Source organism: Actinacidiphila yanglinensis (genome assembly GCF_900107965.1).
GTDB lineage: Bacteria > Actinomycetota > Actinomycetes > Streptomycetales > Streptomycetaceae > Actinacidiphila > Actinacidiphila yanglinensis.
This window is the reverse complement of sequence record NZ_FNVU01000006.1, coordinates 40352-61403: the sequence shown is the minus strand read 5'-3', so window position 1 is coordinate 61403 and position 21052 is coordinate 40352. Positions and strand designations below refer to the sequence as shown.

Sequence of the window (21052 nt, the reverse complement as noted above, 5' to 3'; positions counted from 1 at the left end):
GCAGCACCCCTCCGCCCCGGAAAGGACCGCCGCACCGATGGACCATGCCCAGAGCCGGAGCCGTCCGGACTCCTGCGCCTACGTCGAGGACGTCTCGCCCGGCAACGGCCGGCTGCGGCCCCGCGCGTCGTTCGGTTCCGACGCATCCGCGCTCGACCTGGACGGCCGGTGGAGCTTCCGGCTCGCCGCCGGGCCGTACGACCTCACCACCGGGTTCGAGGACCCCTCCTTCGCACCCTCCGACGCCGGCGGCTGGACCCGCATCGCGGTGCCGTCGAGCTGGCAGATGGACGGCGTCCCCGGCCCCGGCCGCTTCGGCGCGCCCGCCTACACCAACGTCACCTTCCCGATCCCCGTCGACCCGCCGCGGGTGCCCGACGAGAACCCGACCGGGGAGTACCGCCGCACGTTCGAGGTCGAGGAGGGATTCGGCGGGGGAGCGGCCGTCCTGAGGTTCGAGGGGGTGGACTCCTGCTTCGCCGTCTGGCTCAACGGGCGACCGCTGGGCGACGGGAAGGGCAGCCGGCTGCCCACCGAGTTCGACGTCACCGACGTGCTGCGCCCCGGGCGCAACGTGCTGGCGGTCCGGGTGCACCAGTGGTCCGCCGGCACGTACCTGGAGGACCAGGACATGTGGTGGCTGTCGGGGATCTTCCGCTCGGTGCGGCTGCTGGCCCGGCCCGCCGGCGGGATCACCGACTTCTTCGTGCACGCCGACTACGACCACCGCTCCGGGGCCGGCACCCTGCGGATCGACGTCGAGGGCGAGGCCCGCCTCAGCATGCCCGAACTCGGCATCACGGACGCCGATCCGGCCGGGCCGTACACCCTGCCGGGCATCACGCCCTGGAGCGCCGAGCAGCCGCGGCTGTACGCCGGCGAGCTCGTGGCGGCGGGCGAACGGGTCCCGCTGCGCCTCGGGTTCCGCCGCATCGCGGTCGAGGACGGCGTGCTGACGGCCAACGGCGCTCCCCTGCTGCTGAACGGGGTCAACCGGCACGAGTGGGACCCGGTCAGCGGGCGGACGCTCACCCCCGAGACGATGCTCGCGGACGTGCTGCTGATGAAGCGCCACCACGTCAACGCCGTGCGGACCAGCCACTACCCGCCGGAGACGGCCTTCCTCGACCTCTGCGACGAGTACGGCCTGTGGGTGGTCGACGAGTGCGACCTGGAGACCCACGGCTTCTCCGAGAACGGCTGGCGCGGCAACCCCGCCGCCACTCCCGCATGGCGCCCCGCGCTGCTCGACCGCGCCGAGCGCATGGTCGAGCGGGACAAGAACCACCCCAGCGTGGTGATCTGGTCGCTCGGCAACGAGTCGGGCGTGGGCGAGAACCTGACCGCGATGGCCGCGTGGATACGCGCGCGCGACCCGGACCGGCTCATCCACTACGAGGGCGAGTGGGACGACTGCGCCTCCACCGACCTGTACTCGGCCATGTACGCCGACTACCCGGTGGTGGCCGCGATCGGCGTCGGGCAGGAGCCGCGCACCGGCGACCCCGCCAACGACGCCCGCCGCCGCGCGATGCCGTTCCTGCTCTGCGAGTACGCCCACGCGATGGGCAACGGCCCCGGCGGGCTGCGCCAGTACCAGGAGCTCTTCGAGCTGCACCCGCGGCTGGCCGGCGGCTTCGTCTGGGAGTGGATCGACCACGGCATCGCCCGGCGCGGCCCCGACGGCACCCTCCACCACGCCTACGGCGGCGACTTCGGGGAGCCGGTGCACGACGGCAACTTCGTCGCCGACGGCCTGCTGTTCCCCGACCGCACCCCGTCGCCGGGACTGCTGGAGTACGCGAAGGTCATCGAGCCGGTCCGGATCACCGCCCGCGTGGACGGCGGCGGCATCGACGTGCGCAACCTGCACCACACCCGCGACACCGGCTACCTGCGGTGGACCTGGCTGCTCGAAGTGGACGGCGAGCACGCGGGCGAGGGCGGGTGGGAGGTCACCGCGACCAGGGCCGGCGGGAGCGGCCGGGCGGACTGGCCCGAGACCCTGCTCAAGGCACTGGACACGGCAGGACCCGGGGAGCGTTGGCTGACCGTGACCGCGCGGCTCGACGCGGACGAGCCGTGGGCCGCGGCCGGACACACCGTCGCCTGGGCGCAGTTCACCCCGGACGCCGGCAGCACCCGTCGCACCGGGCAGCCCGGCGGCGAAGTCCCTTCCCCCACACCAGGGTCGGCGGCCCCGGCGGCCACCCCGCCGGCAGCGACCGCACCCGTCGTCCGGCGCCGCGGCAGCACCGTCACGCTGGGCGCCGGCGCGTTCGACACCGTGACCGGCACCCTGGTCCGCCTCGGCGGCCTGGTCCTGGACGGGCCGCGCGTCGACCTGTGGCGGGCCCCGATCGACAACGACCGCCGCTCGCCCCTGCTGGAGGCGTGGCGGCGGGCCGGCCTGCACCGGCTGCGGCACAAGGTCCTGGATATCGCGGCCGGCGAGGCGGGCCTGACGGTCCGCACGAGGATCACGCCGGCCGGCCTGGACCTGGCGCTGCTCGCGGACTACCACTGGAGCACCGCGGCCGGTAACCGGCTGGTGCTCACCGTGGACACCGCGCCGGCCGCGCCCTGGCCGGTCCCGCTGCCCCGGCTCGGCGTGGCGATGAGCCTGCCCGCCGCGCTCGACCGGGTGAGCTGGTTCGGCCTCGGACCCGGCGAGTCCTACCGGGACAGCCAGGAGGCCGTGCGCGTGGGGCGGTTCGCGAGCACTGTCGCCGCGATGCAGACCCCGTACGTGTATCCGCAGGAGAACGGCAACCGGCGCCATGTGCGGTGGGCCCGGATCACGGGTGCCGGTCCCGCCGGGGAGAACGGCCCGGGACTGGAGATCACCGGCAGCCCGTGGTTCGACCTCACCGCGAAGCCCTGGTCCACCGGGGAGTTGGCGGCCGCCCGGCACCCCTCCGACCTGCGGCCCGACGGCCGCACGCACCTCAACCTGGACCTCGAACACCACGGCCTGGGCAGTGCCTCGTGCGGCCCGCCCCTCCAGCCGCGGCATGAACTGGCCGCCGTTCCGGCCCGCTTCACGCTCGGCTTCGGCACGGTCGGGACGGAGGTGGACCACGGCATAGCGTGACACCCCCGATCCCGGCGGATGTATGATCGGGCCGACGAGACAACGTTGGCCGAACTCTCGGCGCCATGTTGCCGAGGGGACCATCACGTGAGCACATCCAGCCAGGACCAGGACCGGAGCGCGACCGCCCCGCGGCGGCCGACGATGACCGACGTCGCCCGCGAGGCCGACGTCAGCCTCAAGACCGTCTCGCGGGTGGTCAACGGCGTGTCCACCGTCGATCCGGAGATGGCCGCCCGGGTGCGCGCGGCGGTGGCGCGGCTGGGCTTCCGGCGCAACAGCATGGCCCGTGACCTGCGCACCCGCAGTACCTCCGCCACCGTCGGCCTGCTCATCGAGGACCTGGCCAACCCGTTCTACGCGGGCATCGCCGCGGCCGCGGCGCAGTGCGCCCTGGAGAACGACACCCTGCTGATCACCGCGAGTTCGGAGGAGGACGCCGACCGGGAGCGCAGGCTCCTGCTGCAGATGTGCGAGCGGCGCGTCGACGGGCTGCTGGTGGTCCCCGCCGGCAGCACCGCCGACCACGTCTACCTGCGCACCGAGATCGAGATGGGCACGCCCGCGGTGTTCCTGGACCGGCCGCCCACCAACGTGCGGGCGGACACGGTGCTGATCGACAACGCGGCGGGCGCGCGCTCCGCGATCGAGCACCTGACGGCCCGCGGGCACGAGCGGATCGGCGTGCTGTCGGACTGGCTGAGCATCCACCCGATGTCCGAGCGGCTGTCGGCGGCCGAGGCGGCGCTGGAGCGGGCCGGGGCGCCGTACCGGCCCGACCTGATCCGGTTCGGCCTGCACCATGTGCCCGACACCGAGGCCGCGGTCGAGGAGATGCTCACCGGGCCGCAGCCGCCGACCGCGCTGTTCGCGCTCAACAACCGCCTGACGCTGGGCGTGTTGAGCGCGCTGAACCGGCTCGGGCGGGACGTCGCCGTGGTCGGCTTCGACGACTTCGAGACCGCCGGACTGATGGCGTACCCGCTGACCGTGGTGTCCTACGACGCGCGCGCCATGGGCAGGATCGGCGCCGAGCTGCTCTTCGAGCGGATCGGCGGCGACGCGTCGCGGCCCCGGACGGTGGTCATCCCCACCACCCTGGTCGAGCACAGCGGCGCGGTCCGCCCGGCGCCGCCCGCCCCGGCACGGGACTGAGCCGGCCCGCGGCCGGCCGCGGGGACCCGCCCTGGCTGCGGACTCATCCCGCGAACGTGCCCGCCGGCACCCCGCGAAAGGCCGTGCACGGCAGGGCGAACACCGACCCCGCGAGCGGCTCCGTCCCAGGTCGCAGGCCCTCCGACGCCGAGGTGACGTAGAGCGTGCCGTCCGGCCCGAACGCGCAGGACGACGGCTGCGAGACGGGCAGCCGCAGGACGGCCAGGCACGTGCCCCGCGGGTCGTAGCGGCGGACCTCGCCCGCGCCCCAGACCGCGATCCACAGGCAGCCGTCCTGGTCGACGCACAGGCCGTCCGGCATGCCGTCGGCGCTGTCCCAGCGCAGCAGTTCGCGCACCGGTCCGAGCCGTCCGTCCGCCGGGTCGAAGGGTGCGGTGAGCACCACCCGCCGCACGCTGTCGGCCAGGTAGAACCGGCTGCCGTCCGGGCTCCAGCCCAGACCGTTGGGCAGGGTGAGACCGCGCAGCGCGGTGCGTACCCCGCCGGACGGGTCCCAGCAGTGCAGCGCGCCGCCGCCGTCGGCGAACGCGAGGGTGGTGCTGCCGGCCCAGAAGCGGCCGGCCGGGTCGCACTTCGCGTCGTTCATCCGCAGGTCGGGCGCGGGCAGCACCGGGTGGACGACGGTCAGCGCGAGCGACCCGCCGCCCGCGTCCGTGCCCGCGCCCGGACCCGTCCCGCCTGCCGTGCCGGGCGGGCCGATCACCCCCAACCCCGCGCCCACGGCGGCGACATACCCGCCCCGGTCGCGCACCGCGACCGCGCCCAGGCTCATGCCGACGCGGGCCGCGACCGACGGGGAGCCGGGGGCGCCGAGCGGGCTGCGGACCAGCACGCCGGCCGGGATGTCGACCCAGACCAGCTCGCCGGTGCGGTGGTCGACCACGGGACCCTCGCCGACCGCGGCGCGCCCGCGGGCGAAGAGTTCCGGGGCGGGGAGCGAACTCGCTGGTGACACGGGCGTCCTCCGGTCCTCACGAAGAGATTTCTCTGTGACTCGGGTGAAAACTCTAGGCAACGTTGTCTCGCGTGGCTAGGGTTCAGCACGACCGCCCGAGGAGGACGGCCGGGCCGGTGCGCTGGCCCGAATCCTCCTGCCATCGTGCGCGGTTGACGATCCGACAGGTGCCATGGCGCTTCTGACCAGGCACGAAGTCCTCAACTGCTGGTCAGGCCATGGTGTGTGCCCTGGCATGCCTGTCGTTCTCCGGAGAAGGCCCGTGCGGTTCCTGCTGTCCGGGTCGCTGGCCAACGTTGTCTCGCGGGACCGGGGTTGTCCCCGCACCGCGGAAAGGAGTGGTGATGGCCGAGTTCGCCGACCCGGCACGGCTGTGGGTCGCCCGTGACGCGCTGCACGTGCAGGGTGCCAGGGTCAGCCTGCTGACGGACGGCGCGCGGCTGAGCGTCGAGCCCGCCGGCGAGGGGGCGGACGCGGGGGCCGCGGCGGACGCCGGCCCGTTCCCGGTGCTGCACGTACAAGCCGGCGGCGCCGCAACGACCGTGCTGCGCCTGGACGTTCCGCTCGGCGACGCCGCCGGCTACTGGCACCCGGGGGCGGGCTGGGACCGCCACCTGGTGGCGGACTGGGCGAACCCGTGGCGCACGGTCGGCCTGGTCGACTCCGCGCCGCTGGGCTGCCTCTACGACACGGCGGGCCGGACACTGCTGGCCTTCGGGTCCGACCGGCTCGCGGCCACCACCCGGCTGCGGTTCGGCGTCGGCGAGGACTCGGGCCGCTTCGGCGTCTGGCTCGCGATGGACCTGCGCGCGGGGGAGTCCTGCCGGATCCGCCTCCAACCGCCCGGCCGCCCCTGGGCCGACGCCGTACGCGCGCTGACCCGCGGGCTGCCGGACGGCGGCGCCCTGCCCACCCCCGACGCGGCCCGCACCCCGGCGTACTCCACCTGGTACGCGATGCACCGCGACGTGACCGCCGAAGGGGTCGAGGCGGAGGCCGAACGCGCCGCGGCGGCCGGCTGCGGGGTGCTGCTGCTGGACGACGGCTGGCAGCGGCACGCGCAGGGCGCCGGCTACTCCGGCAGCGGCGACTGGACACCGGACCCGGTGAAGTTCCCGGACTTCGCCGCGCACGTGAAGGCCGTGCAGGGCATGGGACTGCGCTACGTGGCGTGGATCGCCCCGCTGCTGGTCGGCGAACGCACCGCGGCGCACCGGGAGATGGCCGCGTTCGCGCCGCACGCCATCGACCGGCTCGGTTGCCGGGTGCTGGACCCGCGCCGGCCGGAGGCGCGGCGGTTCGCCGTCGACTCCTGCGTCGAGCTGGTGCGCCGCTACGGGCTCGACGGGCTGAAGATCGACTTCCTGGACTTCGCGACGGCGTACGCGGACCGGGCGGGCGAGGGGGCCGGCAGCGATGACGGCGCCGGTGCCGGCGGTGGTGCCTCCACGGACGCCGGCACCGACGTCGCCACCGGTGCCGGCACCGTTCCGGAAGCGGCCGCCGGCGCCGGACCCGGGACCGTGTCCGGTGCCGGGCCCGGGGCCGATGTCGGCCTGGCCGTGCGGGAGTTGCTGACCGAGCTGCGGGACCGGCTGCGCGAGCTGCGCGGCGACGAGCTGCTGGTGGAACTGCGGCAGCCCTACACCGGCCCCGGCATGCACGGCTTCGGCAACCTGCTGCGGGCCGCCGACTGCCCGGCCGACGCCACGGCCAACCGGGTGCGCACCCTGGACGTCGGCGTGCTCGCCGGGACCGCCGCGGTCCACTCGGACATGCTCATGTGGGACCCCGGGGCCCCGGCGCAGGCGGCGGCCCGGCAACTGCACTCCGCCCTGTTCGCGACCCCGCAGATCTCGGTCGAGCTGGCCCGACTGCCCGCCGAGCAGCACGCGATGACGGTGTTCTGGCTCGACTTCTGGCGCACCCACCGCGACGTCCTGACCCGCGGCGAGCTGTGGACCGGTCGTCCCGACCTGCTCCACCAGACGGTGACCGCGAGCCTGGGACCGCGCGCCGTCATCGCCTACTACGCCGAGCACCGCATCGCCCCGATCCGCCTGGCGGGCCGTACCGAGGTGGCCCTGGTCAACTCCACGGCCGCCGCCGAGGTGGCGCTGGACGTTGAAGGACCGGGCGTCCGCGTCCGGTGCGAGGCCTTCGACGCCTGCGGCCGGCCCGCGGGTTCGGACCCGCGGACGCTGGGCCCCGGACTCACCCGGATCGCCGTTCCCCCCTCCGGCCTGTGCGTCCTCAGGCCGGAGTCCCCCGACGCATCACCGCGCTGAAGAGCCGACGACGGAAGAGGACCGACCGTGACCGACAGCCCCGCCAGATCCGACCGTTCCACCCCGGCAGCGCCGGCCCCCGCAGAGATCTCCCGCCGCAAGGTCATGGGCTACGGCGCCGCCACCATGGCCGCCGCCGCGGCCGCCGGCGCCCTGGACTGGGGTGTCGCGCCGGCCGCCGAGGCCGCCGCACCCGCGGGCGCCGCGGCACCGGCCGCCGCGGTGCCCGTGGTCGCCGCCGGGTTCTCCGACCCGACCGGGCTCTACCCGGTCGGGGGCGACGCCCCGGCGACCCCCGCCCTGCTGGTCGTGTTCAACCCCACGACGCCGCTGAGCGGTTCGGTGACCTGGTCGGTGTCCGCCCGCCTCGGCGCCGCGATCCGCGGCGGGACCACCGCGTTCACCGCCGCCGCGGGAACCGCGAGCACCACCACCATCGCGCTCGGCTCCCTCGACCCCGACTTCTACGCCGTCAAGGTCACCGTCACCGGCAGCGACCCGGCCGCCGCCCCGCTGCTCGACCAGACCCTCGGGCTCGGCGTGATCCGCCCGACGATCGCGGACCGGCGGCCGGACTCGTCGTTCGGGATGGGCATCCGGTCGGAGTCGTCGCCGGTCATCACCAAGCAGATCGCCCAGCGCATCGGCGTGAAGTGGACGCGCGGCATCGTCGCCGTCGAACCGGACACCGTCTCGCCCGCGCCGGGCGTGTTCTGGCAGCAGCCCGCGATCGACGCCGCCCGCGCCGAGGTCCAGGAGTGGAACAGCTACGGCATCGAGGCCCTCGGCAGCATCAACTACAACATGTCCTGGAACGTCGAGCCCGGCCCGGACGGCAAGCCGGTGCTGCTCTACCAGAACCGGCCCAAGGACCTGGCCGCGCACGCCGACATGGTCTACCACTCCATCGCGCCGCTGCAGGACCTGGTGCAGAACTGGGAGCTGTGGAACGAGCCGTGGGTGCACGGCTGGACCTGGATGACCGGCGACGCGCAGGACTACCGCGACATGTGCAAGCTCATCTGGGACCGGGTCAAGCCGGACTTCCCCGACGTCAATCTGATCGGCGGCGGATCGGTCACCTACAACCGCGACATCGTGTACGCCCAGGGGTCGAAGGACACCGGCTACATCGACGGCTCGGTGAACCACGCCTACGGCTACCCCGACCCGACGCAGTACGCGATGACCAAGACCCAGATCAAATTGGACCGGCAGTCGTCGCGCAGCAAGGGCCGCGGCGGCCAGTGGCAGACCGAACTGGGCAACGCCGAGTTCAACTTCACCGACGTGCCGGCCGGCCAGGCCCCCTACGGCGTGGCCCGCACGGTCGCCCCGACGTACCTGCTGCACATGCTCGCCGGCGTCGAGGAGGGCTCCCCGGTCCGGGCCTTCTGGTTCTCGCTGTCCTACGACAAGGCGTACTCCGGCGACGACTTCGACATCTACGACTACACCACGAGGACCCCGAAGCCCGCGGTCGTCGCCTACGCCACCATGACCGGCCTGCTGGAGGACTCCCGGATGGAGGGCGAGCTCTACCCGGACGCCAAGTCCACCTGGGGCTTCCTCTTCCGCGGCACCGACGGCAAGGGCCGCGCCGCCGTCTACTCCGACCAGCTCTACGACGGCACCGAGCAGCACCAGGCGGCCGGCTACTCCGGCACACTCACCCTGGACGGCGCGCGCGGCATCCGCGTCTACGACTACCTCGGACGCCGGCTCGCCGACGGCCGCTCCGCTCGGGTCACCCTCCCGCTGAACCCGTGGGAGGTCCTGTACTTCGACAGCGACCTGAGCCCCGCCGCGCTCAAGGCGGTGCTGACCAAGGGTGCGAGTTTCGACTACAGCACCCCGGTGAAGGTCAGCCTGCTGTCCTTCACCAAACCGCTGGATACCACCACCACCATCGAGGCCCGGGTGGAGAACGTCTCGCCGCAGCGGCTGGGCGCGCAACTGCGGATCACCCCGCCGTCCGGCTGGCAGGTGGCGCCGACGGTGTCGCCGGTGGTGGACCTCGCCCCCGGGGAGTCGAGGACGCTCAGCTTCCCGGTCAGGGCCTGCACGGCGGTCGACGAGAACCGCTACCCCGTCGGCTACGCGGTCACGGTGCCGGGACGGCCGGACCTGCAGCAGACCGGGACACAGGACGTCCAGGTCGCCTACCTGCCCTTCCGCTCGATCACCGTCGGCGGCAGCGCCAGCCAGTGGAACGACGTCGTCCCGGTGACGATGACCAGCACCACCGCGGCCGGTGACACCAGGTCCTACGCGTTCCAGGCCGCCTGGGACCACGCCTTCCTGTACGTCCGGGCGGTGGTCGAGGACGACGTCCAGCTGTCCCACGTGCCCTTCACCAGCAACGCGTACCTCTTCCCGTTCCAGGCGGACAGCGTCCAGCTGGCCTTCGACGCGCTGGCCGACAAGACCGAGGACCTGCTCGCGGGCGACGCGCACTACGAGAAGTGCCTGCGGTCGATCTCCCACCTGTACGTGGCGACCCTGGCCACCGGCGGCGTCTCCGAACTGCACCGGCAACTCGCGCCCGGCACCAACTACCAGACCTTCTACCCGACCAACGCGGTGCTCCCCACCCCGCTCGGCCCGCTCGACGCGAAGCCGGACAGCGGCACCGAGGGCCGCGTGCTGGTCTCCCGGGACGACACCGGCAAGCAGACCCGGTACGAGATCGCGCTCGCCTGGAGCCAGTTGCCCGAGCTGGCCGCCGCGGTACGGGCCGCCCGCCCCGGCACCGTCACCCCGGCGACGTTCGCCGTCCAGGTGACGGACGCCGGCACCGGCGGCCACGGCGCCACCTACTCGACCACCACCGCGGAGCCCCCGACCTCGGGCTGCTACAACTTCGCGCCGTTCTGGGGCACCGGCGCCCAGTTCGCCGGCGGGCGCGTGGACACCCGCTGGGGCATCGGCCGCTGAGCCGCACCCGGCGCGGGAACCCCCGCGCGCCTGACCCGCCCGACCCGCCTGACCCGCCCGACCCGTCCGGTCCGTCCCAGAACCAGGAGCCCCTCCCGTGAGCGACCCCGCAGCCGATGCCGGCGCACCGCCGCCGGCGCCCGAGCCCGTCGAGCCGCCGTGGGCGCAGCCGTCCGGCGTCCGCATCACCGGCGTACGGACCATCCTGACCGCGCCGGCCGGCACCACGCTCGTCGTGGTGCGGGTGGACACCAGCGAGCCCGGGCTCTACGGGCTCGGCTGCGCCACCTTCACCCAGCGCGCGGCGGCGGTCGCCACCGCGGTCGACGAGTACCTGGCGCCGCAGCTCGTCGGGCGCGACCCGGCCGACATCACCGACATCGTGTCGACCCTGCACGTGAGCGGCTACTGGCGCTCGGGCCCGGTGCTCAACAACGCCCTGTCCGGCGTGGACATGGCGCTGTGGGACATCAAGGGCAAGCAGGCCGGGCTGCCGGTGTGGCAACTGCTCGGCGGGCGCTGCCGCACCGCGGTGCCGCTGTACGCGCACGCCGCGGGGCGGGACCCCGAGGAGGTCACCGACGAGGTGCTGGCCCTGATGGCCGAGGGCTACCGGCACGTGCGCTGCCAGGTCGCCGTGCCGGGGGCGGGCACCTACGGGGCGCCGGCCGCCGCTGCCGCGGTCGGCGCCCACCGGCCGCTGACCGCCGACGCCTGGGACCCGGCGGCCTACCGGCGCGCGGTCCGCGGGCTGTTCGCGCACCTGCGCGAGCACGCGGGCCCCGAGGTCGAGCTGATCCACGACGTGCACGAGCGGGTGCACCCCACCGACGCCGTGCGGATCGCGGCGGACCTGGAACCGTACGACCTGTTCTACCTGGAGGACCCGGTCGCGCCGGAGGACATCGAGTGGCTGCGGGTGCTGCGCGGCCGCACCTCGACGCCGATCGCGATCGGCGAGCTGTTCACCAACCCCGCGGAGTACCGCCCGGTCGTCCAGGAGCGGCTGTGCGACTTCATCCGCGTGCACGTCTCCGCCATCGGCGGCATCACCCCCGCCTGGCGGCTGGCCCACACCTGCGAGCTGTTCGGCGTGCGCACCGCCTGGCACGGCCCGGGCGACGTCTCGCCGATCGGCCACGCCGCCAACCTCGCCCTCGACATGGCCGCGCCCAACTTCGGCATCCAGGAGCAGCACCTGTTCGGCCCGGCCGCGCAGGAGGTGTTCCCCGGGTGCCCCGAGATCCGCGACGGCCACCTGTGGCCGAGCGACCGCCCCGGACTCGGCGTCGACCTCGACGAGCACCTCGCGCACAAGTACCCGCCCCGGCCCGCGGCGCTGCCCGGTCAGGCATGGAAACCGCCCCGGCGGGCCGACGGCGCCCTCCAGCGCCCCTGACCCGAAGCCCCGCTCGGCCCGGCACCCCGCCTCCCCCTCTTCCCGCCGCCTCACCCAAGGAGCAACCCGCATGAGATCCCGTACATCCGTCACCCTGCTGGCCGCGGCCGCGTGCCTGTCGCTCGGCCTCACCGGCTGCAGTTCCTCCTCGTCCGGCGGCGGTGGCGCGACCACCACCCTCACGGTCGCGGAGTGGACCAACCCCGGCGCCATCCAGTTCACCGAGCAGCTCGACGCCAAGTTCGAGAAGGCCCACCCCGGGGTGAAGGTCAAGATCCAGCAGGCGCCCACCTCCAACGGCGCCTGGGGGACGCTGTGGAACAGCCTGCTGCAGTCCAAGTCCGTCGACGTGCTGGGCCTGGCCGCGCCCACCCAGGCGGGCTTCGCCCCCAGCTACACCAGCCTCAAGCCCGCCGGGGCCGCCGCCCTGATCCAGGCCGGGCAGCTGGTGGACCTCAAGAACGAACCGTTCATGAAGAACTACGACGCGACCGAGCAGGCCGCCGCGGTCGGGCACGGCGGCGGGGTGTACGGCGTGATGGCCGCGCAGTACGCCGCCGCGGGGGCGATCTGGTACAAGAAGGACCTCCTCGCCAAGTACCACTTGAGCGTACCGACCACGTTCCAGGAGTTCGTCGACGACTGCGCGCAGCTCAAGAAGGCCGGCGTCACCCCGATCTTTGTGTCCGGCAAGGACGGGATGCAGGGCGGCGTGTGGCAGGGCGTCGAGAACCAGGCGCTCATGGCGGGCAAGCCCGCCGCCGACTCGGTCAAGGTGTCCGACGACCGGGCCGACGCGTTCTGGAAGGGCACCCAGTCCTGGACCGACCCGGTCTACCAGGACGCGTCCGCGCGCTACGAGCAGGTCATGAAGTACATCGAGCCGAACGCGGCGGGCGTCGCCCAGCTGACCGCGCCCGGCGTCTGGGCGGCACGCGCCAATGACTACCCGTTCCTGCTGGACGGTTCGTGGGACGGGGCGGTCATCCAGAAGGCCAACCCCGGCCTCAAGCTCGGCTTCTTCACCATGCCGGGCACCGACACCGCCTCGGCCAACCGCGTCTCGCTGCGCCCGGACCTCACCTGGATGGTGCCGACCAGCGCGAAGCACCGGCAACTGGCGATGGACTGGCTGTCGATGTTCTCCCAGCCGGAGAACTACCAGCAGTGGCTGAAGCTGACCGGCTCGGTCTCCACCCAGCCCGCGGTGCAGAACACCGGCCTGGACTGGATGGACTGGCTCAACGGCCACATGGACGGCGCCTTCCAGCAGCTCGCCAACCCCTGGGTGCCCGCGGGCGCGCCCCTGGACGCGGCCGGGCCCGACTTCTACAAGCTGAAGCCGATCGGCGGTGACAGCGTCGACACCATCCTCAACCGCTCGGCCACCGCGTACCGCAAGTCGGTCAAGGGCTGACCCCCGCCGCCCCACCACGAATCAGGAAGGAGGCACGGCGTGGCACGCTGTCCCTTCGGAACCCAACGGACGCGGCGGTTCATCCCCTGGGCCAGCATCGCGATACCGGGAGCCGGCTGGCTGATGTTCGGGCTCTACCCGTCCCTGGCCACCATCCTCTACTCGTTCACCAGGTACTCCGGACTCCCCGGCACGCCACTGAACTACTGCGGCATGTGCAACTACCACACGGCCTTCACCTCCCTGCTGCCGCAGCTGTGGAGCGCGGTACGGGTCACGCTGATCTACGTGGTCGGCGTGACCGTGCTGCAGAACGCCATCGGCCTCGGGCTCGCCCTGCTGCTCAACCGGAGCGGCCGCTCCTACACCTTCTACCGGGCGCTGATCTTCATGCCGCAGATCTTCTCCGTCACGGTGGTCGGCGCGGTCTTCTCCCTGATGCTCGACCCCTACTCCGGACCGGCGGAGAAGGTCGTGCACAGCCTGTTCGGCATCAACTCCGCCTTTCTCGGGTCGAGTTCACTGGCCCTGCTGCTGGTGATGATGGTGAACGTCTGGATGTTCTCCGGCTACTCGATGCTCCTCTACATCGCCGGGCTGCGGAACATCCCGCGCTCGGTCTACGAGGCCGCGGCCATGGACGGCGCCGGGCGGCTGCGGGTGTTCCGGCACGTGACCTGGCCGCTGCTGGCCTCGGCCACCACCGTGAACGTCTTCCTCACCACCATGGCCACGCTCGGCGAGTACGCCCTGGTGCTGGTGCTGACCGGCGGCAACTTCGGCACCAAGACCCTGGGGCTCTACATGTTCCAAGCCGCGTTCGGCAGCGACAGCCAGCTCGGCTACGGCTCGATGCTGGCGATGCTCCAGTTCGTGCTGACGATCGTGATCGGCGGCGGCCTGCTGTACGTGCTGCGCCGGCGGGAGGTGGCACTGTGACGACGTTCCAGATGACCAAGGCGCCGAAGGCCCCGGAGGCGCCGCAGGCCACGGCCCCGATGCTGCGCCGGCTGGTGAGCGGCGCGCGGACCAGGGCGGCCGGGGTGAACCTGCTCTGCTTCGCCATCGCCGCCGGCCTGTTCGCCCTGCCGCTGGTCTACGTGCTGCTCCAGGCGTTCAAGACGTACACCGGCTTCCTGCAGGACCCCACCGGCACACCCCACCCGTGGACCACCGAGAGCTTCTCGGCGGCCTGGCAGCAGGGGCACTTCGGCCGGGAGATGGTCAACAGCCTGATCTACGCGGCCGTCCCCGACGCCATCACGCTCGTCCTCGGCGTCTTCCTCGCCTTCCCCATCTCCCGGGGCTACTTCAAGTACTCCAACGGGCTCTACACGTTCTTCATCTTCTCCGGCTTCCTGCCCGGCGGCCTGATCCCGCTGTTCATCGAGGCCCGCACCCTCCACCTGTACAACAGCCTGATCGGGTACCTGATCATGACCAGCCTGTCCGGCGCCGGGTTCTTCTTCTTCGTCGGCTACATCAAGGGCATCCCGCGCGAGATCGACGAGGCGGCGGCGCTGGACGGCTGCGGGTACATCCGGTTCATCTTCACGATCGTCATGCCGCAGATGAAACCGGCGCTGGCCACCTTCGGGATCTTCGGCTTCGTGCACGGCTGGAACAACCTGATCCTGCCGCTGGTGATGCTCTCCGACTCCGCGCTGTGGCCGGTCACCCGCGGGCTCTACTCGTTCTTCGGCCAGTACTCGCAGAACTGGCCGCTGATCGCGGCCGGCACCTTCATCGTGGCCGCGCCGATCATGGTGCTGTTCATCCTGCTCCAGCGCTACCTGGTCGAAGGCGTCGCGGGCGGCGCGTCCTTCGGCACCCAGGGCGTCGCGCCCGGCGCGTCCGGTGCCGGCGGCGCCGAGACGGGAGGGGGCGCGTGACGGCCCGCGTCACCGAGTGGCCGGCCGGCGGCGAGGAGGTGCGGTTCCTGCTCCGGGACCCGCTCGCCCATCCCGAGTTCTCCTGGCCCAGGACCCTGTTGCACTACCCGGTGCGGTGGGCGGCGCCCGCGGTGCGTGCGGAGCAGCTCCGGCTGCTGGACGGGACGGGCGCGCCGGTGCCGTTCCAACTCGCGCGGGTGGTGCGGTTCCCGGGGGAACCCGACGCGGGGGGCGGGGCCGAGGCAGGGGACGCTGCCGGGGCCGGGGAGCACCTGGCCGCGGCCACCGTCTGCTTCTTCGCCGACCTCCCCCCGGGCGGGCAGCACGCGTTCACGCTGCGCGCGGACCCGGCGCTGCCCCTGGCCGCGCCCGACCCGCCCGTCACCGTCACCCACGAAGGGGACGGCGCGGACATCGTGGTGGACGGCGGCCCGCTGCGGGTCCGGCTGCCGTCCCCTCGCCGCTCCACGACCGCGGACGTGCCCGGCCCGATCCGCCGACTCGACCGCGGGCGGGGCTGGGTGGGACGGTCGGTGCTGCGCGCCGGAGCCGAGCGCCTCCAGCGTCTCGACGTCCAACGGGTCGAGGACGGACCGCTGTTCGTCACGCACCGGCTGGACTACCGCTTCACCGGCGGCGCGCGGTACACCGCGACCGTACGCGTCCTCCAGGGCTGCGACTTCGTCGAACTGGCCGAGGAGGCAACCAGGTTCGACGCGGCGGGCGCCGCCTGGGAGCTGAACTGGGAGGGCTGCGCGCCCACCCACCGGTTCTCCTCCGCCTGGCCCTTCTCGCAGGACGCCGCCGACCACGCCGCCCCCGGCTCGCCGGAGCGCTACCACTGGCTCGGCATCGACGAGCCGATCGTCGTCGGCGACAGCGGCGAGGACCCGTCGTTCTCCGGACCCGGCGGCCGGGAGCGGCCGCGGGAGCGGATGGCCTTCACCGTCGGCCCCTACGCCCCGAGTTACGCCTGGGGCGTCAGGCCGCACGCGGCGTTCTGGGACAGGGACGGCGGCGACGCCATGGGCGTGTTCATCCGCGACCACGCCGGCTGGGACGACCATGAGTACGCCGGCTGGGCCTCCGCCGACACCCTCCAGATCCGGTTCCGGCACGACGGCGTCCTGCACTGGACCTGGCCGCTGCGCACCGGCACGCGCAGCACCGGCATCGCCTTCCACGACCACGCCCGCGACCTGGAGGTGCTGCGCGACCAGCGGGGGATCGCCCACCAGTCCACGTACGTACGCCACCTGCACCACTGGCAGGGCACGCTCAGCCTCGACCGGGTCAAGGACTGGCGCCTGACCTACAGCGGCAAGCGCCCCGAACCGCTCTGCCAGGAGGGTGAGTTCGCCGGCCCGGAGGAGTTCGTGGACGCGCTGCTGCACGGCCCCGAGGGCCCGCGGCTGATCGCGAACGGCGTGAACGACCTCGCCGGCTACCTCAACATCGGCCAGCGCCCGCTCTACGACCGGCTGCTGGACGGCTACGACCGGTTCGCCGACCGCCTCGACGCCCGGCAGCGCGAGCGCGTCGACGCCCTGCTGCTGCTCACCGGGTACGTCTCGGCGGGCGAGGAGATCGGCCCGTTGCGGCGCATGCTCGGCGGGCACCCCAACTTCCTGGCCGACGGCAAGGCCGCGCTGGCCTGCCTGGCCTGGCTCTTCCCCGAGCACGAGGCCGCGGGGGAGTGGCTGGACCGGTTCGAGAAGTTCTGCGAGCTGTCCGGGGTCTTCCACACCCGCCCGGCGCTGCCCTCCCGCCGCGCCCGGCCCGGCCGCTGGACCGAGAGCCTGTCCACCTACGTCTGGGCCTACCTGCGGCCCGCCGCCCAGGGCAACTTCCTGGGACGGCAGGCCGACGGGCGCAACCGCATGGCCACGCCGGAGATGGCGGCCCTCGGCGACTGGCTGGTCAACGCGCTGACCGCGCCCGTGGACGTCACCGGCACCGGCGAGCTGCGCCGGCTGCATCCCGCGCAGGGCGCGCACGCGTTCTGGCCGCGGCGCCCGCCCGTCGAGATGCGGCTGCTCGCCGAGGCGCTGCACCGCTTCCGCCCGCTGGTCGCCGAGCACCTGATGTGGGGCAGCGACCCCACCGCCCGGCGGCTGGACAGCCCGCCGGACGCGCCCGACCCCTGGCACGTCACGGTGCGCTCCGAAGGCAACCGCGGCACCAACCCCCGGCTGCGCAGCGCGAAGTACACCGGTTACGGCGTCACCCTGCGCGCCGACGTCGACCGGCCGAGCGAGGTCGCGGTCTTCCTCCAGCAGGTCGACCCCGGCCCCAACTACCGCTGGGGGATCGCCGACGGCAACGGCAACGGCCACCTCTACTACTACGCCGGCGGCCGCTCCTACAGCGGCCACGGCCCCGAGGACGCCGGCGACCGCCGGGTGCCCGACGCGACCTTCGCCACCTCCTGCGCGGTGTGGAAGGACGGTGCCTTCCGCGGCATCGGCGGCCACACCCTCGACCGGCCGATGTACGACCTGGGCGGGGCGCAGTACGCCGAGATCGTTCCCGACCCGGACGGCCCGGTCGGCGCGCTCCACCTCGGCCGCAGCGTCCTGCTCGTCGGCAGCGACTACCTCGTCACGTACGACGCCGTCGCGCCCGGCCAGCGGATGGTGTGGACGTGGTCGGTGCTGACCGAGGCGACCGGCCACGACGCCAACAGCTACGGCCACCTCCCCGAGGAGATGCCGTTCATCCATGTGGTGCGCGGCGTGCGGGAGGACGGCGCGCTCGACGGCACGTTCGCCACCGGTATCACCCGCGGCGTGCGGCTGGAGGGCAGCGCCGACGGCTCGGGGGGCAGCACGCTGGCCGTCGTCAGCCACCGCGACGACCTGGGCGTCGCCCCCGCGAGCAGCACCCCGTGGGGCGTCACGGTCCGCACCCCGCACAGCCTCGACCACGTCTTCCGCCACCAGGCGGCGACGCACTACGAGCCGAGGCAGGTGGAGTTCGCCGGAGACGACGGGCTGCGCTTCACCGGCACGGCCGGGGCGATCCGGCTGTTCGACGACGGGAGGCGCGAGTTGACGCTCTTCCACGGCAGCGCCGTGGGCACCGCGGACGTCCTGCTGACCACCGAGGACCCGGACCTGGGCATCAGCCTCGGCTACCGCGACCCGGGCGCGATCAGCGGTGTGTACGACGCGCCCGGTGACAGCGCGGTCACCCTGCACCTGCCCGGCGGGCTCGGCGACGGGGCCCGCTTCCACATCGACGGGGCCGCGCCGCCCCCGCTCGCCGCCTCGCACGACACGCTGCGGATGGCACTGCCGCGCGGCCGGCACCGCTGGGAGGTGACCGCGGGCCGGCCGGAGCCGATGCCCCCTCAGGTGGTGCGCACCGAGACCGTGCCCGGCGGCGCGGTGGTGCACTTCATCCCCGTCGCCGCCGCCGACGGCTACCTGCTCGAACTCAGCGCGGACGGCGGCCTGACGTGGACGGCGGCGGGGGAGACCACCGGCGGACCCGGCCGGCTCGACGGGCTGGCCGACGGCGCCACGTACCACGTGCGGGTCAGCGCCTGGAACGCCGACCGGCGCGGCGCCCCGGGCGCCGACTACCCGGTCCACGCCACCAGCCGCGCCCCCGACCCGCCGGACGGACTGCGGCTCCGGCTCGGCGCCGGCACCGTGACCGCCACCTGGGGCGAGGTGCTCGGGGCGGCCCGCTACCGGCTGTACCGGCGGCGCAGGGGCGACGCCGGATACGAGGAGGTCTTCGCGGGCACGGCCTTCGAGTTCGTGGACCAGGTGCCCGGGACCGTGCCCGCCCCCGGCGATCCCGGCGAGGCCGTCCCCGCGCGGGCGCCGGTGCACGAGTACGCGGTGGCGGCCGAGAACGGCAACGGCCTCGGTCCGCTGTCGCCCGCCACGGACACCGATCCCGGCAGCTGGCGGCACTGGTACCCGCCGGTGGAGCTCGCCTTCCGGCGCCACCACACCTACAACCAGCCGCCGTACGCGGCCGCCTCGGCGACCCCGCCGCCGTACGACGAGCAGCAGGCGCCGGCCCGGCTGCCGGACCACACCGGAGGACGGGAGCGGGCATGGTGACCCGCGAGCGCGTCCTGGTCACCGGCGCGGCCGGCCGCATCGGCCGGGCCCTGCGCCCCCGGCTGGCCCGACCCGGGCGCGTCCTGCGGCTGCTGGACGTCGCGGAGATCGCGCCGCCCGGGGAGGGCGAGGACGTGGAGGTGGTCCGGGCCTCCTTCACCGACCCGGACGCGATCGACGCCGCGTGCCGGGCCGTCGACGCGGTGGTCCACCTCGGCGGCCTCGCCGGGGAGGAGTCCTGGGAGCGGATCACGGAGGTCAACATCGACGGCACGCAACGGGTGCTGGAGGCGGCGTGCCGTCACCGGGTGCCGCGGGTGGTGCTCGCCTCCAGCATCCACGCCGCCGGGTTCCGCACCCGCGACGACGCGGCCGGCGCCGATGAGGTCCGTGACGCCACGGCCCGCGCCGACCCGCGCGCCGACCTGCCCGCCGACACCGCGCCGCGCCCCGACACGTACTACGGCGTCGGGAAGGCCGCGATGGAGGCGCTCGGGTCGCTGCACCACAGCCGGTTCGGCATCGACGTGTCGTGCTTGCGGATCGGCGCGTTCCGGCCGCTGCCGCGCGCGCCGGAGGACCTGGCCGCGTGGCTGTCGCCCGACGACGCGGGCCGGCTGGTGGAGGCGTGCCTGCGGGCGGAGCCGGCCGGCTTTCGGGTGCTGTGGGGGATTTCCCGCAACACCCGCCGCTGGTGGTCGCTGGCGGAGGGCGAGGCGATCGGCTACCACCCCCGGGACGACGCCGAGGACCACCGGGCGGCCCTCCTCGACTCCGGTGCGTTCGACGCGGCGGAGTTCGACCCGGCCGCCGCACGCAACGTCCGGGTCGGTGGCAACTTCTGCACCATGCCGCTCGGTTGAGGGCAGCAGATCCGTCGTGGGGGTGTACGGGCCGCCCGGCGGCGCACAACGTTGTCATCGGGGTCTCGGGGTCATCGGGTACGTGGCCGGAATCGGATCGGGAGAGGGAATGCATGGGTGAGGAACATGCCGGCCGTGTCGCGCTGGTGACCGGCGGATCGAGCGGGATCGGCCGGGCCGCCGCGGAACTGCTGGCCGCCTCCGGCGCGGCGGTCGCGGTCAGCGCGCTGGACGCGGCGGGCACCTACGAGACCGTCGCCGCGATCACGGCGGCCGGCGGGCGCGCGGTGCCGGTGGTCGCCGACGTCTCCGACCCGGCCGCGGTGGCCGGCGCGGTGGAGCGGGCCGTCCGGGAATTCGGCGGCCTGGACACGCTGGTGACCTCGGCGGGCATCCAGCGCTACGGCACCGTGGCCGACACCGACGAGAAGACCTGGGACGAGGTGTTCGCCGTCAACGTCAAGGGGGTGTTCCTGGCCGCCCGCGCCGCCGTGCCGCACCTGCGGCGCAGCCCGACGGGCGGCTCGGTGGTCGTGGTCTCCTCGGTGCAGGCACGCGCCACGCAGTCCAACGTGGCCGCGTACACCGCGGCCAAGGGCGCGCTGAACGCGCTGGTGCGCTCGATGGCGGTGGACGAGGCACCGTACGGCGTGCGGGTCAACGCGGTCTGCCCCGGCTCCGTCGACACGCCGATGCTGCGGCGCTCGGCGGAACTCTTCACCGACGGCAGCGAGGGCGCGGTGCGCGGCCTGCTGGACGACTGGGGCCGCGACCACCCGCTCGGGCGGATCGCGCAGCCGCGGGAGGTCGCCGAGGTGATCGCCTTCCTGGCCGGCACCCGCGCCGCGTTCGTCACCGGCGTGGACGTGTCCGTGGACGGCGGACTGCTGGCCTCGCTCGCCGTCGCGCTGCCGAGCGCCGCCCCCGAACCCCCGCTGGGAGGCTGACCGCC

12 protein-coding genes are annotated in these 21052 nt (G+C 73.8%); 11 read left to right on the top strand and 1 reads right to left on the bottom strand.

Going from position 1 to position 21052, the window contains the following annotated elements; translation table 11 throughout:
* Nucleotides 1-37: 37 nt before the first annotated feature.
* On the top strand, nt 38-3094 hold the full coding sequence (locus C4U44_RS15320; protein ID WP_103886357.1) for a glycoside hydrolase family 2 TIM barrel-domain containing protein: 3057 nt from the start codon (nt 38-40) through the stop codon (nt 3092-3094).
* Between the two features lie 87 nt (nt 3095-3181).
* Nucleotides 3182-4249 (top strand): LacI family DNA-binding transcriptional regulator, encoded by a 1068-nt coding sequence (locus tag C4U44_RS15315; RefSeq protein ID WP_235032104.1) that lies wholly within the window; start codon nt 3182-3184, stop codon nt 4247-4249.
* Between the two features lie 43 nt (nt 4250-4292).
* On the opposite strand, the gene C4U44_RS15310 is transcribed toward C4U44_RS15315, so the two are convergent.
* On the bottom strand, nt 4293-5225 hold the full coding sequence (locus tag C4U44_RS15310; protein ID WP_160145037.1) for an SMP-30/gluconolactonase/LRE family protein: 933 nt from the start codon (nt 5223-5225) through the stop codon (nt 4293-4295).
* 344 nt (nt 5226-5569) lie between these two features.
* On the opposite strand from C4U44_RS15310, the gene C4U44_RS15305 reads away from it, so the two are divergent.
* From C4U44_RS15305 to C4U44_RS15265, 9 genes are all read left to right on the top strand, one after another.
* The gene (locus C4U44_RS15305) at nt 5570-7513 is read left to right on the top strand and encodes a glycoside hydrolase family 36 protein (RefSeq protein WP_160145036.1); all 1944 of its coding nucleotides are present in this window, start codon (nt 5570-5572) and stop codon (nt 7511-7513) included.
* 27 nt (nt 7514-7540) lie between these two features.
* On the top strand, nt 7541-10450 hold the full coding sequence (locus tag C4U44_RS15300; protein ID WP_103886353.1) for a sugar-binding protein: 2910 nt from the start codon (nt 7541-7543) through the stop codon (nt 10448-10450).
* 97 nt (nt 10451-10547) lie between these two features.
* Nucleotides 10548-11849, top strand: a complete 1302-nt coding sequence (locus tag C4U44_RS15295) for an enolase C-terminal domain-like protein (RefSeq protein WP_103886352.1) — start codon at nt 10548-10550, stop codon at nt 11847-11849.
* A 70-nt stretch (nt 11850-11919) separates the two neighbouring features.
* A complete protein-coding gene (locus C4U44_RS15290) occupies nt 11920-13266 on the top strand; it encodes an ABC transporter substrate-binding protein (RefSeq protein ID WP_103886351.1) in 1347 nt (448 codons plus the stop codon).
* A 39-nt stretch (nt 13267-13305) separates the two neighbouring features.
* Nucleotides 13306-14205 carry a carbohydrate ABC transporter permease gene (locus tag C4U44_RS15285; RefSeq protein ID WP_200823269.1) on the top strand — a complete coding sequence of 300 codons (900 nt, stop codon included), beginning with the start codon at nt 13306-13308 and terminating at the stop codon, nt 14203-14205.
* Nucleotides 14202-15158 (top strand): carbohydrate ABC transporter permease, encoded by a 957-nt coding sequence (locus C4U44_RS15280; protein WP_200823268.1) that lies wholly within the window; start codon nt 14202-14204, stop codon nt 15156-15158. The genes C4U44_RS15285 and C4U44_RS15280 overlap by 4 nt, the downstream gene beginning before the upstream one ends.
* Nucleotides 15155-19237, top strand: a complete 4083-nt coding sequence (locus tag C4U44_RS15275) for a fibronectin type III domain-containing protein (protein WP_103886350.1) — start codon at nt 15155-15157, stop codon at nt 19235-19237. Before C4U44_RS15280 ends, C4U44_RS15275 begins: the two co-directional genes overlap by 4 nt.
* Nucleotides 19231-20100 (top strand): NAD-dependent epimerase/dehydratase family protein, encoded by an 870-nt coding sequence (locus C4U44_RS15270; RefSeq protein WP_235032103.1) that lies wholly within the window; start codon nt 19231-19233, stop codon nt 20098-20100. Before C4U44_RS15275 ends, C4U44_RS15270 begins: the two co-directional genes overlap by 7 nt.
* Before the next feature lie 113 nt (nt 20101-20213).
* Entirely contained in the window at nt 20214-21047 is an 834-nt protein-coding gene (locus C4U44_RS15265) for an SDR family NAD(P)-dependent oxidoreductase (protein WP_103886349.1), read from the top strand.
* Nucleotides 21048-21052: the final 5 nt, after the last annotated feature.